At 46.0% G+C, this 15,985-nt stretch carries 10 protein-coding genes; 4 read left to right on the plus strand and 6 right to left on the minus strand.

Annotation, left to right across the window (positions count from 1 at the left end; all coding sequences use genetic code 11):
* Position 1: 1 nt before the first annotated feature.
* The gene (gene rpsB / locus H8K33_RS03825; protein ID WP_186889622.1) at positions 2-745 is read right to left on the minus strand and encodes a 30S ribosomal protein S2; all 744 of its coding nucleotides are present in this window, start codon (positions 743-745) and stop codon (positions 2-4) included.
* Positions 746-1,117: 372 nt separating this feature from the next.
* Here rpsB and map point away from each other — a divergent pair, with 372 nt between their 5' ends.
* From map to H8K33_RS03840, 3 genes are read left to right on the plus strand one after another with little or no spacing between them, the layout of a single operon-like run.
* Positions 1,118-1,948, plus strand: a complete 831-nt coding sequence (map, locus tag H8K33_RS03830) for a type I methionyl aminopeptidase (RefSeq protein ID WP_186889623.1) — start codon at positions 1,118-1,120, stop codon at positions 1,946-1,948.
* Positions 1,948-4,509: a [protein-PII] uridylyltransferase gene (locus H8K33_RS03835; RefSeq protein WP_186889624.1), complete on the plus strand. Its 2,562-nt coding sequence runs from the start codon at positions 1,948-1,950 to the stop codon at positions 4,507-4,509. Before map ends, H8K33_RS03835 begins: the two co-directional genes overlap by 1 nt.
* Before the next feature lie 35 nt (positions 4,510-4,544).
* The gene (locus tag H8K33_RS03840) at positions 4,545-5,291 is read left to right on the plus strand and encodes a pseudouridine synthase (protein ID WP_186889625.1); all 747 of its coding nucleotides are present in this window, start codon (positions 4,545-4,547) and stop codon (positions 5,289-5,291) included.
* Positions 5,292-6,011: 720 nt separating this feature from the next.
* On the opposite strand, the gene def is transcribed toward H8K33_RS03840, so the two are convergent.
* From def to smc, 5 genes are all read right to left on the minus strand, one after another.
* Positions 6,012-6,545, minus strand: coding sequence for a peptide deformylase (def, locus tag H8K33_RS03845; protein WP_186889626.1), 534 nt, complete (start codon positions 6,543-6,545; stop codon positions 6,012-6,014).
* Positions 6,546-6,577: 32 nt separating this feature from the next.
* Positions 6,578-7,462, minus strand: a complete 885-nt coding sequence (galU, locus tag H8K33_RS03850) for a UTP--glucose-1-phosphate uridylyltransferase GalU (protein ID WP_186889627.1) — start codon at positions 7,460-7,462, stop codon at positions 6,578-6,580.
* 105 nt (positions 7,463-7,567) lie between these two features.
* Positions 7,568-9,634 (minus strand): NAD-dependent DNA ligase LigA, encoded by a 2,067-nt coding sequence (gene ligA / locus H8K33_RS03855; protein ID WP_186889628.1) that lies wholly within the window; start codon positions 9,632-9,634, stop codon positions 7,568-7,570.
* 30 nt (positions 9,635-9,664) lie between these two features.
* Positions 9,665-10,744, minus strand: a complete 1,080-nt coding sequence (locus tag H8K33_RS03860) for a cell division protein ZipA C-terminal FtsZ-binding domain-containing protein (protein WP_246443274.1) — start codon at positions 10,742-10,744, stop codon at positions 9,665-9,667.
* 20 nt (positions 10,745-10,764) lie between these two features.
* Positions 10,765-14,277, minus strand: a complete 3,513-nt coding sequence (gene smc / locus H8K33_RS03865; RefSeq protein ID WP_186889630.1) for a chromosome segregation protein SMC — start codon at positions 14,275-14,277, stop codon at positions 10,765-10,767.
* A 436-nt stretch (positions 14,278-14,713) separates the two neighbouring features.
* Between smc and dapC the strand changes: the two genes are divergently transcribed.
* On the plus strand, positions 14,714-15,946 hold the full coding sequence (dapC, locus tag H8K33_RS03870) for a succinyldiaminopimelate transaminase (RefSeq protein WP_186889631.1): 1,233 nt from the start codon (positions 14,714-14,716) through the stop codon (positions 15,944-15,946).
* Positions 15,947-15,985: the final 39 nt, after the last annotated feature.

Here is a 15,985-nt window from a genome sequence, read left to right on the forward strand (position 1 = left end):
ATTAAGCCTGTTCTACTTCAACAAACTCGTCGCTTGGTTTAATAGCTTCAAGCACTTCATTCACTGCATTTGCACGACCTTCCAAAATTGCATCTGCTACGCCACGAGCGTACAAAGCAATCGCTTTAGAAGAATCATCATTACCAGGAATGATGTAAGTAACGCCAGCTGGAGAATGGTTAGTATCAACTACGCCAATCACTGGGATACCCAATTTAGCAGCTTCAGTGATCGCGCCTTTGTGGTAACCAACGTCAACCACGAAAATTGCATCAGGAACGCCACCCATATCTTTAATACCGCCGATAGATTTTTGCAACTTGATCATTTCACGTTGGAACATCAAGCCTTCTTTTTTCGACAATTTTTCTACAGAACCATCTTGCACAGATGCTTCCATATCTTTCAAACGCTTGATAGATGTTTTAACTGTTTTAAAGTTAGTCAACATACCACCCAACCAACGTTGATCAACGAAAGGCATACCAGCACGGTTTGCTTCTGCAGCGATCAATTCGCGCGCTTGGCGCTTAGTACCAACCATCAAAACCGTACCACGGTTAGAGGACAATTGGCGGATGAATTTCATTGCTTCTTGATACATCGCCAATGTTTTTTCCAAATTCATGATATGGATTTTATTGCGATGACCGAAGATGTACGGTGCCATTTTTGGATTCCAAAAACGGGTTTGGTGACCGAAATGGACACCAGCTTCTAGCATTTCACGCATTGTTACAGACATAATAACTCCAGGGTTAGGTCTTGAATCGAGTCAGTGATTCCTCAACTTTTTATATCGAGTGAGAAACACCCTTTTCGACCAGATTCGTTCTTTAAGAAACAAACTTATTTACGGCTACTTTTTATTAGCATGCAATTTGATCAAGCTAACCATCTATTGTAACTCGAAATGCCGACATTAATCAAGTCTAGCAATAAACTCCAGCTTCACTCGGGCTCATAAACACGCCACGTATTCAAAAACACGAGAAATAAATTCGCAAAAAAATAAGGATTATTCTAGAGCCATCACAGCGCGCTTGTTACTCCTCGTCTATAATTCACTCTTAAATTCCACTAATTCCCCTATTCACCTTCTGATTGCAGAGAACGCATGTCATCTATTTCTATTAAAACCGCTGAAGATATCGCTGGCATGCGCATTGCCGGTCGTTTAGGATCTGAAGTACTTGATTACATCACACCCTTCGTCAAAGCGGGCATCACCACTGGTGAACTTGATCGCTTGTGCCATGAATACATGTCGAATGTACAAGGATCTATTCCCGCACCATTAAATTATTGCCCTCCTGGCTACACACCATATCCAAAAGCGATTTGCACCTCCGTCAACGATGTAATCTGCCACGGCATTCCGGGCGATAAAGTATTAAAAAATGGCGACGTCGTTAATCTGGATATTACGGTCATCAAAGATGGCTACCACGGTGACAATAGCCGCATGTTTTTCATCGGTGAGCCATCCATTTTGGCGAAACGCCTGAGCGAAATTACTTACGAATGCATGTGGTTGGGTATACAACAAGTCAAACCCGGCAATCATTTAGGCGATATTGGTTATGCCATCCAACAACATGCAGAAAAAGCTGGCTACAGCGTAGTACGCGAATTCTGCGGACATGGCATAGGTAAGGTTTTCCATGAAGAGCCACAAATTCTGCATTATGGCCGCCCTGGAACATTGGATGAATTGAAACCAGGCATGATCTTTACCATTGAGCCGATGATCAATGCAGGTCGCCGCGAAATTCGTGAAATGAACGATGGCTGGACGATTAAGACCAAAGATCGCAGCCTGTCAGCGCAATGGGAACATATGATCTTGGTGACGGAAACTGGTTATGAAGTATTGACCTTATCCGCTGGTTCACCACCTCCACCTGCCTTCATCACCAAACAAGCTACAGCACAAGCCACAGCCTAATGAAAACAGCCATCGCGAATGCCATGGCTTTCAAAGCAAAGCTCAAGGCTGAACAACAAGTCATTATTCAATCCTTCAAAGATAAACCGAAGGCTGAAACTCTGCTCAAAGATTTGTGTCGCTGCGTCGATGCTAACCTAGGTGAAATTTGGAAAAGTTTTAATTTTCCAAAAGAGCTCGCCTTGGTGGCAGTCGGCGGTTATGGCCGTGGCGAGCTATTTCCATATTCCGATGTCGATGTCTTGATTCTGCTGGCCGATCATCCGGATAAAGCACTCAGAGAAAAACTCGAAAGCCTGGTGCAAATATTCTGGGATATTGGCCTAGACATCGGACATAGCATACGTACGATAGACGAATGCATGACCGAAGCGGCCGCCGACATCACCGTCAAAACAGCGCTGCTCGAAGCACGTCTTTTGGCGGGCAGCCGCAATAGTTTTCGTGAGCTGAAAAATCGCTACGATGAGGCAATGAATCCTCAACAGTTTTTTCAGGCCAAACTACTGGAATTACATCAGCGTCACGTCAAATACGAAGACACACCATACAGCCTGGAACCGAACTGCAAAGAAAGTCCAGGCGGACTACGCGATTTACAAGTCATTTTATGGGTAGCAAAAGCCGCTAAACTAGGTGACTCATGGGCTGAACTTGCCGCGCATGGCTTGATCACCGCGACGGAAGCGCATCAACTCAAACGCAATGAACGCGCATTCAAAGACATCCGCGTGCGCTTGCACATACAAGCTGGTCGTCGTGAAGATCGCTTGGTTTTTGATCTGCAAAACGCGATCGCCGCCACCTTTGGTTTTGAAACCACTGAATCGCGCCGCGCTAGTGAATATTTGATGCAGCGCTATTACTGGGCCGCCAAGGCAGTCACGCAGCTCAATACCATCTTGCTCCAAAATATCGAAGCGGTACTATTTCCCTTGCCGCACCAGGCGCAAGTCATTAACGAACGCTTTAACGAAGTCAACGGCTTAATCGATATCGTCGAAGAAAATGTGTTTGAACAAACACCGTCCGCCATGCTGGAAGTGTTTTTGCTGTTATCACAAAACGCCAACCTGAAAGGCATGACCGCAAAGACACTACGCGCTTTATGGCATGCACGCAATCTGATCGATGCAGAATTCCGTCACGATATTTTCAATCGCGGCACGTTCTTACAAATTCTGCAGTCGCCACGTGGCATTACGCACGTACTGCGCAGCATGAATCAAACTAGTATTCTTGGTCGCTATTTGCCCAACTTCCGTCGCATAGTCGGACAAATGCAGCATGATCTATTTCATGCCTATACCGTTGATCAGCATATTCTGATGGTCGTGCGTAATTTGCGTCGATTTACCATGACCGAACATGCGCACGAATATCCGTTTTGCAGTCAATTAATGGCGAATTTTAATCAGCCTTGGGTCTTGTATATCGCAGCACTATTTCACGATATCGCCAAGGGAAGAAATGGTGATCATTCTGTTTTAGGCATGAGCGATGCACGTAAGTTTTGCTTTGATCACGGCATTTCCAAAGACAATACCGAGTTAGTGATTTTCTTAGTGCAGCAGCACCTAACAATGTCGCAAGTCGCACAAAAACAAGATCTCTCCGATCCTGATGTGATTCAGGCATTTGCAAATTTGGTTAAAGATGAACGTCACCTAACCGCTCTGTACTTACTCACAGTATGCGATATTCGTGGCACCAGTCCAAAAGTATGGAATGCCTGGAAAGGCAAGTTGCTAGAAGATTTGTACAAAATTACCTTACGCGTACTTGGTGGGGAAACACCGTCGACCGACCGTGAACTAAAAAACCGTCAGGAAGAAGCGCTCAAGGCACTGCGCTTAGTTGGCATAGAAAACAATGCGCATACCAAGCTGTGGAATGAACTAGATATCGTCTACTTCCTACGTCACGACGCGTCTGATATCGCATGGCAAACGCGCGTATTACACGACAAAATCAGCAGCCCGACACCCATCGTCAAGTGCCGTGTCGCACCTATCGGTGAAGGCTTGCAAGTCACGGTTTATTTGCCAGATCAAGCGGATCTTTTTGCGCGGATTTGCAATTATTTCGACAGTAAAAATTTTGCGATTCTCGATGCAAAAATTCATACAACAAAAAGTGGCTATGCACTCGATACCTTTTTGGTGACCGAGCCGGCTTTCGCCAGTAATTATCGTGACATCATTAATTTGATCGAGCATGAATTGGCAGAAGTATTGGCAAAGCAGGTTCCATTGAGCACACCGAATCAAGGTCGACTGTCACGTTTGTCACGCAATTTTCCTTTGGTGCCGACAGTGGAATTGCGTCCCGACGACAAAGGACAATACTTCCTGTTATCGATTTCCGCAAACGATAGAAATGGCTTACTGTACTCAGTCGCTGGCGTCCTCGCCAAATACAAAATCAATTTACACACAGCCAAAGTCATGACTTTGGGCGAACGTGTAGAAGATGTATTTCTGGTCGATGGTGCAGCGTTGCAGAATCCGAAAAATCAAATTCAATTTGAATCTGAATTACTAGATGCACTACGCATCTAGATGAACACTCAAATCAATAAAAAGAAATATTCGCTATGACAGAACAATTAAGACTCTCTAAACGCATGTCCGAACTAGGACTCTGCTCACGCCGCGAAGCCGATGAATGGATCGCTAAAGGTTGGGTGCGCGTTGATGGCAAGGTAATATCCGAACTTGGCAGCAAAGTCTTTCCGGATCAAAAAGTTACCGTAGAACGCCAAGCCGCAGCCGAGCAATCTAAGCGCGTAACCATACTCATCAACAAACCTGTTGGCTATGTCAGTGGCCAAGCAGAAGACGGCTATGAACCAGCGATCGCTTTAGTCAAAGCAGAAAATCGCTGGAGCGAATGCAAAGTCGAAAACGAATTTCACCCAACACAACTGCGCAGCCTAGTACCAGCAGGACGACTGGATATTGATTCGGTTGGATTACTGGTCTTGACGCAAGATGGCCGCGTTGCCAAGACCTTGATTGGTGAAAATACCGATGTTGAAAAAGAATACTTGGTACGCGTTGAGTACACCAAACCAGGCAAATTACCTGCTGGCGATTTGCGCTTGCTGAATCACGGCTTAAGCTTAGATGGAAAGAAACTGATTCCCGCGAAGGTACGCTGGATGAATGAAGACCAATTACAGTTCATCCTCAAAGAAGGCAAAAAACGCCAGATTCGTCGTATGTGTGAGATGGTGGGATTACGCGTTGTTGGATTGAAACGTGTGCGTATTGGTAAAGTACGTTTGGGGCATTTGCCTGAAGGGCAATGGCGGTATTTGCGGGATGATGAACCGTTTTGATTTTTTGTTTTTTTGGATTTTTTATGAAGGAGCTGGCTTAAATTGCTGGCTCCTTTTTTTGTTTTTTGAAGTCTACTAACTAAGGGTGTCTTGGTTTTTTTTGACTTCACTCTAGCTCATCGTTTGCAGGTCGGGAGTGACCCGACAGCCACTCCCTTTCTTTGCTTCGCCAAAGAAAGGAAGCAAAGAAAGGCGACCACGCTGCCACTGCCCTTCGGGTTCCCAATTGTGCAGGACAAAAAATGGGAAAGCTTCGAAACTCGCTACGCTCAAACAACGAAGCTTTCTTTATCCATTTTCTGTCCTGCACAATTGGCAGTGTCAGAAGTGGATGAATGTCAAAAGCAACAGCAACACCAAAACAATCAATACCTACGGTCGTTCATTCTTCCAACAACAGTTGTAAGTCGTTGTTTTTGATTTTGTTTTTGACCTACCCCCGTTTGAGACGATGTAATTTGTGCTTCACAGAAAATGGATAAGAAAGTGTTGTTGTCTGAGCGTAGCGAGTTTCAACACTTTCCCATTTTTTGGGATGCACAAATTATGCCGAAGCGTAGCGTAAGCACCCGCAGGGCGAGTCTACGGTCGCCTTTTTTGGATTACCTTTTTTGGCAAAGCAAAAAAGGTAATTGGCTGTCGGGCCACACCCGACCTGCGAACGTTATGAAAACAGTAAAATCAATTAGAATCGACAAGGAATTCTAAGCAACAAGAACCTCAATCATCCTCACCAGGATCCAACTCAGGAAACAAAACCTCAGTAAACCCAAACTTAGTCAAATCCTTAATCCGCATAGGATACAAAACACCATTCAAATGATCGGTCTCATGCTGCACAACCCGCGCATGGAAACCATCCACATCACGACTAATTTTCTGACCATACTGATCAAAACCCTCATACCGCAAACGACTCCAACGTGGCACCAAGCCACGCATACCCGGCACCGACAAACACCCTTCCCAAGCATCATCAGTTTCATCCGACAAAGGCGTCAACACAGGATTGATCAAAACCGTCTCAGGCACATTCGGCGCATCGGGGTAACGTGGATTTTGTTTGAATCCAAAGATCACCAATTGCAGATTGATGCCAATTTGTGGTGCTGCCAAACCTGCGCCGTTGGCGTGCTGCATCGTTTCAAACATATCCGCAATTAACTGATGTAAAGCAGGAGTATCGAATTCTTGAATGACATCCGACACCTTGAGTAAGCGTGGGTCACCCATTTTTAAAATTGGATTAATCATGGCTACCTATCTCCGATTAGCGTCAAAAATAATTACTTCGAACCCATCAATTCATGCAAATACTTGGCAAACTCATCGCCCACATCTGGGTGTTTTAAGCCGAGCGCAACACTGGCTTTGAGGTAACCCAATTTAGAACCGCAATCGTAACGTTTTGCGTCACAGCGATAAGCAAACACAGGTTCATCTTTGAGCATCGCGGCAATCCCGTCAGTCAACTGGATCTCACCGCCAGATCCCTTGCCGAGATTTTCTAAATAATTAAAAATGTTCGCCGACAAAACATAACGTCCAGCTACTGCCAGTGTCGACGGCGCTTCTTCTGGTTTCGGTTTTTCAACAATGCCCAACATACGTTCTAAATTGGGTTTATAGGCTTCGCCACTTACAATGCCGTATTGATTGGTAAATTCACGCAATACCTCTTGTACCGCAACGATGCTGCCACCCTCTTGCGCATAAAGTGCAGCCATTTGTGCGGTAACACCTTTTTGTCCTGGTCGAACATCCATCAAATCATCCGCTAACAAAACAGCGAAAGGGTCTTCACCAACCACAGGACGGGCGCATAATACCGCGTGCCCCAAACCCAAGGCTGCGGGCTGGCGAATATAAATACAATTAATATTGCTTGGAATAACACTGCGAACAATATCCAAGAGCGCGTTTTTACCAGCAGCTTCTAACTCATGCTCTAGCTCATACGCCGTATCGAAATGATCTTCAATCGCGCGTTTGTTTCGACCTGTAATAAACACCATTTCCGTGATACCAGCTTCGACCGCTTCTTCAACAGCATATTGAATCAATGGTTTATCAACGACCGACAACATTTCTTTAGGTTGCGCTTTGGTCGCTGGTAGAAATCGGCTGCCAAATCCCGCAACTGGAAAAACGGCCTTTCTAATTCTTCGCATGGATGTCTTTTCCCTATAATTTTACTTTTTATATTTTTACCGAATTCGATACTACTTATTGATGGGCTTCGCTTTGCTCAGCACCAAGCTACTAGTCACTGATCTTCATGCATTACAAAGCGCAAGCAATTCTTCCTCAGACAAAACAGCAACGCCTAACTCACGAGCCTTTAATAGCTTGCTACCAGCGTCTTCACCAGCTACGACATAACTGGTTTTTTTGGAAACCGAGCCAGCCACTTTGCCACCATTCTTTTCGATCAAGGCACCTGCTTGTTCGCGACTCAAAGTCGGTAAGGTTCCAGTCAGCACCAAAGTTTTACCTGCAAATATGGCTGTGCTCAAATCCATTTTTTCTATCACGGGCCAGTGTATTCCCGAAGCAATCAGCTGACGCACCAATTCGACATTAAAAGGATCGGCAAAAAACCGGATGATCGATTGCGCAACGACAGGGCCTACATCATTGACCTGTAATAGTTGCTCCTCTGTCGCAGCCATCAATGCTTCCATATCAGCGAATGTCAGGGCTAAATCTTTGGCCGTCGATTCACCGACATGGCGTATACCTAGCGCATAAATGAAGCGCGGCAAGGTAGTCGATTTGGAGGTCTCTAGTGCATCCAACACGTTCTGCGCCGATTTCTCTGCCATACGGTCAAGTTCAGCCAAAGCCATCAAACCCAATTTATAAAAATCCGCTGCTGTCGTCACTACGTTTTTGTCGACCAACTGCTCAATCAATTGCTCGCCCAAGCCTTCGATATTCAAGGCCTTACGTGAGGCGAAATGAAACAAGCCGCCTTTGCGCTGTGCCGCACATTTGATCCAACCACCGGAGCAACGGGCAATCGCTTCATCTTCTAACTTGACGATATCAGAGCCGCAAATCGGACATTGTTTCGGCAACACAAACACACTAGTTTGTTCTGGGCGTTTTTCTAGAACACTGGCAACGACTTCGGGAATCACATCACCGGCGCGACGCACAATCACCGTATCGCCAACGCGTACGTCTTTACGTTGAATTTCTTCTTCATTGTGCAGCGTCGCATTCGTTACCGTCACGCCGCCCACAAAAACCGGCGCTAAACGCGCAACTGGCGTAATCGCCCCCGTGCGTCCAACTTGCACTTCAATATCGAGTACCGTAGTTAAAGCTTCTTCTGCGGGAAATTTATGCGCAATCGCAAAACGCGGTGCGCGGGACACAAATCCCAATGTTGCTTGCTGATCGAAGCGATTGACTTTGTATACAACGCCATCAATTTCATACGGTAATTGCGCACGCTTCTCTTGTATGCTGCGGTAAAAATCTAACAATGCTGGCGCGCCATTAACAACGGCTTTTTCTTCGCACGTTGGAATGCCCATGCTCTGATACCAATCGAGCAAAGCACGATGCGAAGTAGGCAAATCGGCCCCCTCTAACAGACCGATACCGTAAGCAAAAAAACGCAAACTACGTTGTGCAGTAATTTTTGAATCGAGTTGGCGCAAACTACCTGCAGCCGCATTCCGTGGATTAGCAAATTCTTTTGCACCAAGATCGCGTTGACGTTGATTCAATTTATCAAAATCAGCCTTAAACATGAGAACTTCGCCACGCACATCCAGAATTGCCGGTGGATTCTCACAACGCAAACGTAAAGGCACACTACGGATTGTTCGAATATTTTCGGTAACATCTTCACCGGTATAGCCGTCACCGCGCGTCGCCGCCTGCGTAAATACGCCATTCACATAACGCAGATTAATCGCTAAGCCATCAAACTTTAGATCTATCGCATATTCGATATCTTGATCGATGATCTCTAATCCCTCGCGCGCACGACGATCAAACGCGATCACATCGTCGTCTTCGAAACCATTATTCAAAGACAACATCGCTACCGCATGTTGAACCTGGAAGAATTCCGGCAATATCGCGCCGCCCACTCTCAAGGTAGGGCTGTCGCTCGTTTTTAATTCAGGATGTTGTGCCTCTAGCGTTTGCAATTGCTGAAAGAGCTTGTCGTATTCCGCATCGGGTATCGTGGGCGCATCGAGGGTGTAATAGTTATAGCCATGTTGCGTCAACTCGCGACGTAAACGCTGTGCCAAGTCTGGCAATGACTCTTGTTCTCGCCCAGCCTGCGAAGCTGCATTGCCAGCAAATAAATCATTTTGCATGATGAAGCGCTCTACTAATTAACTACTCAATTAACTAAACAGGCGCTTGGCGCGACGTGATCCAGCCGGAATCTCGGCCACCGCCATCGCATTACAAAAATCGCGCACTTGATCGGCGATTTCTGCTAAAGCTTGATCAGAAATTGGGTTATTTCCATCGTCAACGACTGTTCCGCCCAGACGTGACGCTAAGGATCGTGCGCATTTTGCCATCACACCAAAGCCTTCTAAATCTGGCGATACACAAGGCACATCCAGTAACAAGGTCAATTTAGAGGTCACAGTTTCACTGGCACTAACATTGGTCGACAGCGTAAACAAATTACCGACATCACCATCCGGCATTACCAAGCGACCATCTGGACGTACATCAAATCCTTGCTTTTCTAGAGCGCCCAATAAAGTCGTGATATCCCAAGGTGCGCCATTGGATAAGACATTGACACTCAGTTGTGCATCGTGTTCCGCAACAAATTGATGTAATTCACGCGCATTCGACATCACACGATTCATGTCGGGCACATCGGAATGCGCATTGAAGCGATCGGCGATCTCACGCAGCTTACTGACGAATTCGGAATATTCCAATTCATTCAAAGGGCCGCTACGACTGACCATTTGTACGCCAGCAAACAGCGCAGTGTAAATACCGCCATGCGCGATTTCATCGCGTTTTCCATCATGGGTTAAACCAATGAAATGCACTGGCTTACGTCCCACGTATTTCAAATCGCTGATTTCTTTAAGCAATTTCTCACCACGAATCGGTGCTTCGAATTCGAGTGGAATAACGCAATCGATCAGATCATCCACCGATAATTCTTTACCATACATCGTGGCATCAAAGTCCGGCTTACTGTTATAAACCTGATCGGCATTGGAAGTGTCAGCAGTTGCGTCTTCGTCCGTGTCGCCAATGCCACTCAAATCGTCTTGATCAAATTGCGGTTCTTGACGAATCAAATCCGCGTCATCACGCGCACTCATTAAGACATCATCATGTCCGCCAGAAAAGGCGCGGTCTACGCTTTTCCGTGCACGATATTCCTGCCATTTACTATAAATATAAACCACCACTACAAATGCAACACCTGCAATGATCAAACTCATCGTTAACTCTGACATACCGCTTAACCCTCACCAACTAAACTTGCCGCCGATTCCATATCGACCGCAACGATTCGAGAAACCCCCTGCTCTTGCATGGTGACACCAATCAATTGTTGCGCCATTTCCATTGCAATCTTATTGTGGGAGATAAATAAAAACTGTGTATTGCTAGACATACGTTTCACCATATTACAGAAACGTTCAGTATTTGAGTCATCCAAAGGCGCATCGACCTCATCGAGTAAGCAGAATGGCGCTGGGTTTAATTGAAACATAGAGAACACTAGAGCTGTCGCTGTCAATGCTTTTTCACCACCCGACAACAGATGAATCGTCGCGTTCTTTTTACCTGGAGGTTGCGCCATGACCTGTACACCGGAATCAAGAATCTCGTCACCTGTCATAATCAATTTTGCCTGACCGCCGCCAAACAAAATCGGGAACAATTCAGCAAAATGATGATTCACACGATTGAAAGTGTCTTGCAACAAGTCACGAGTTTCGATGTCAATTTTGTGAATCGCATCTTGCAAAGTCGTGATCGCTTCCGTCAAATCGGCGTACTGCGCATCGAGGAAAGTTTTGCGTTCAGTTGCTTGCGCCAACTCGTCGAGCGCCGCCAGATTGACTGCGCCAAGTGCTGCGATCGCATTGGTTAAACGCGTGACCTCGCCTTGCAAATACGATGGCTTCAAGTCGTCATGCAACTTCTCTTCGAGCGCTGCTTCATCGACTTCAAAATTACGCAATTGTTCTTCGTATTGCTCTTGATTGAGGCGTGCCGCTTGCTCTTTCAATTGCAATTCGACGATGCGATCACGCTGTGGTTGCAAGCTGCGCTCAACTTGCATTTTCGATTCTTCTGCATGACGCAATTTTTGTGTTAATTGATCGAGCTCATGACGTGCATCAGCCAAAATACGTTCTTGATCGCTACGTTTTTCCAGCAGAGTTTGCAAACCAGCATGCGCGGTTTGCTCATCCATGCTTTCTAGTTCGAGCTGGCCTTGCTGCATGTTCGCGAACAATTGCGAAGATTGCTCTAAAGCGGTGGCAATACTACGCTTGAGTTCTTCCATTTTGACGCGATGGGTTTTCTCGGCAAAACTTGCTTCTTGCGCTGCTAATTCCAGATCACGCAGACGAGAACGTGCATCATTCAAATGCTGCTCTTTTTCAAGGAAAGCAGTCTGGCCATCTTCATGCGTTTCCTGCATTTCCGCTAGGGCGATATCGAGCTCTTCGAATTTCGCTTCCGATTCTGCACGTGCTGTTTGTTGCTCTTGCTCTTGTTCTGCAATTTCTGCCAAGTCTGAATGAATCTGCGTGCTACGCTGATTGAAACGCTCTTGGACTTCAGCTAATTTCATGTACTCAATTTGCAGACCATGCACCGCTTGCGTCAAACCAGCGACGCGTACGCGTAGTTCTTGCAAAGCCTGAGTCGCCTGACTTAATAAGGCTTCCGCACGCACTGCACGGGTTTTACCTTCGTCGGCCAACAAGTGTTGAGCGCGAGCTTGCTTGGTAATATTTTCAATTTCTTGCTGACGTGCGAGTACGCCATCTTGTTCAGAATCTGCAGCGTAAAATCGCACACTGTTCGCGCTGATTAAATGACCTTCTTTGGTAATGAAACTAGCACCCGCTGGCAACTTCGCACGTTCGGCAAATGCGGTTGGTGCATCTGGCGCGATATACACATTGTGCAACCAATCTTGCATCACGCTACGGACACCCGCATCATTGAGTTGCAACAGACTGAGTAAAGGCTTCAAGCCTTCCACCACAGCTACGGGGGCGATGACTTGTGGCGCATACAGTGCCAATTTCGCTGGCGGTGCATCATTGAAAAAGGCTTTCGCCCATTCCAAATTCGACATTTCCAAGGCGGAAGTACGCTCACGCAGGATGGATTCCAATGCAGTCTGCCAGCCGTTTTCTATCTGCACTTTTTGCCATAACTTCGGCAACTTTTCTAATTCATGTTTTGCCAGCCAAGGTTGAACCTTGCCTTGACTTTCTACTTTTTCTTGTAGCGATTTCAAGGCCGCCAAACGCGCATCGAGTTGGGCAGATTGTGTGGTGTCTTTATTGACTTGTTCTTGTGACGAACGACGTTCTTCCTCCAACTGTGGCATGCGCTCTTGCGCCTCTTCCAGGTGCATCGTCGTTTCTTCTAGCATCTGCTTTTTTTCTTCGAGTTGCAGTGCCAGATTTTGTAAATGCGAAGAGTCCGGGATGACCAAGCCTTGCTTCTCTTGATTCAGACGCTCACGGCGTACCGCTAAAGTGTTCAGAATATTCGAAGCATTGCGTTGATGCGCAGATTCGAGTTCTATCTGCTGTTGCATCTGCATGATTTTGGCGCGCGACTCGGTCGATTTGAGTTGCGCATCACGCCAGACTTGCTCTAGCGCCGGGATTTTTTCGTTTTGTTGCGCTACTGTTTCCTGTGCTTGTTCGCTACGCATCGCCAATTCTTCGACGTGCATTTCGGCATCAGATAAATCATCTTGGAATTGCTGACCTTGACGCTGCCATTGATCGCGTTGCGCTGATAGGGAATTTAATTGTGATTGCAAACGTGCGCGAGATTCAATCACGAATTTAATCTGCGCTTCAAGACTGCCAATCTCAGCATTGGTTTGATACAAATTACCCTGCGCCTGATGCATCTTGTCGCCGACGGCATAATGCGTCTGACGCATTTGATCGAGTTCTAATTCGACATGGCGTAACTTGGCCGTTTGTTCTTCCAGATCAAGCTGGCATTTCTCAATTTCAGCGAAATGCTTCTTTTGCTCAGTTGCAGCTTCGCGCTTACGCAACATCCACAATAATTTTTGTTTCTCTTCTTGGTCTGCCTGTAAAGAATGATATTTGTTGGCGACGACAGCCTGCGCTTCGAGCTTTTCTAAATTATTATTTAACTCGCGCAGAATATCTTCAACCCGCACCAAATTTTCGTGCGTATCGTGAATGCGATTTTCAGTTTCGCGGCGGCGTTCTTTATACCGTGACACGCCGGCAGCTTCTTCCAAAAACACGCGCAATTCTTCCGGGCGAGATTCGATAATGCGGGAAATCATACCCTGACCGATAATCGCGTAAGCGCGCGGCCCCAGGCCAGTTCCTAAGAAAATATCCTGAATATCACGGCGGCGCACTGGCTGACCGTTGATGTAATAGGTTGACGTACCGTCACGCGTCAATGTCCGTTTGACCGCGATCTCGGCGTATTGGCTCCACTGTCCGGCCGCTTTGCCTAAACTGTTGTCAAAAATCAGTTCGACTGAGGAACGTCCGGCAGGCTTACGATGCGTTGAACCATTAAAAATAACGTCTTGCATGGATTCCCCACGCAATTCAGAGGCTTTCGATTCGCCCAAGACCCAGCGCACGGCATCGATAATATTCGATTTGCCGCAGCCATTCGGGCCAACCACACCGACTAATTGGCCAGGAACATGAAAGTGAGTGGGATCTACGAAGGATTTAAATCCAGCTAATTTAATAGAAGTTAAGCGCACGTTATTTTTATTTATCGATTTTTAGACCAATTTTAGACCAATTTTAGACCAAGATGCACAAATTCAATCCGCTTCTGACATGCTATCAACTTGTCTTTTGCTTTTACAAAAAACATCATAATAGATGACGATTTACTTATTGTTCGAACAAGTAAGGCTGCACATCATAACATTCTGACGGCCTAGTTTTGCAGATTTTGGCAAGTAGGCGACGCTAAAAAACTTCGGTCTTGACACTTTAAGTGAAGGAATGGCAAAACTTCCTTGAACTTGCCCGCTTAGCATAAGCCAAGCGCGGCTATAATACGTCTCTGCTGCAATCTAAAAATGCGTAGGCATCTGTCGCTCAAAGCTGGAAACTCTTAATTAGCTTGCCACATTTTTATCGTTTTAATTTGAAATCCTATTTTCTCCGTATTTTTAAGTGAATTTCTCCGTGAATCCCAATTTAGAAAAACTACAAGCTTATCCGTTTGAAAAATTAAAACGCCTGTTTGCTGGCATTACCCCCAATCCCGATTACAACCCTATCAGTCTTGGCTTAGGCGAACCTAAGCATGCCACGCCTCAATTGATTAAAGATGCCTTAATTGCCAATTTGAATGGTTTAGCCAATTATCCATCGACTAATGGCATCGAAGGATTGCGCATCGCGATCAGCAATTGGTTAGCGCAACGCTATGACATTCCCGCTTTAGATGCTGCAACGCAGATTTTGCCCGTCAATGGCTCACGTGAAGCGCTATTCTCATTAGCGCAAGCGGTGATTGATCCAAGCAAGAATAGCCACGGTGCACCTATCGTGATGTGCCCAAATCCCTTCTATCAAATTTATGAAGGTGCGGCCTACTTGGCTGGTGCGGAGCCCTATTTTGCGAATGCGAATCCGGCAAAAAATTTCGCGCCGGACTTTAGCCAAATTCCTGAATCTATCTGGCAACGCACACAATTGCTGTATGTCTGCTCACCAGGCAATCCGACTGGCGCAGTGTTAACACTGAATGACTGGAAAGAATTATTTGAATTATCGGATCGCTATAATTTTGTGATTGCTGCCGATGAATGTTATTCAGAAATCTACTTTGGTGAAACAGCACCGCTAGGTAGTTTGGCTGCAGCACGTGCATTAGGTCGCGATGATTATCCGCGTTTAATCACCTTATCCAGTCTCTCCAAACGCTCTAACGTTCCTGGCATGCGCTCAGGCTTTGTTGCCGGTGACGCCAATATCATTAAACAATTTTTGCTATATCGCACCTATCACGGCGGTGCCATGTCGCCTAGCATACAAGCAGCGTCGATCGCGGCATGGAATGATGAACAACACGTGATAGAAAATCGTGCTTTATACGTCAAGAAATTTTCACAGGTCACCCCTGTTTTACAAGAAGTCCTTGATGTTGCTTTACCAGACGCTGCTTTTTACCTGTGGGCAGGCGTTGATAAGCATATTCAAATCTCTGATACGGAGTTCGCGCAAGGTCTTTACCGAGACTATAATGTGACAGTGTTGCCGGGGAGCTTTTTAGCTCGAGAAGCACATGGCATCAACCCGGGCAGTAATCGCATTCGCATGGCCTTGGTCGCCGAAGTTGAGGAATGCATGGAAGCGGCGCAAAGAATCGCTGCTTACACAAAACAATTAATGGAACTTAATCACACCCGATAGTTCCAGATCATCATTTTCGTATTCAATTTTTTACTTTCA

The organism is Affinundibacterium amnicola, from assembly GCF_014284275.1.
Lineage (GTDB): Bacteria > Pseudomonadota > Gammaproteobacteria > Burkholderiales > Burkholderiaceae_D > Undibacterium > Undibacterium amnicola.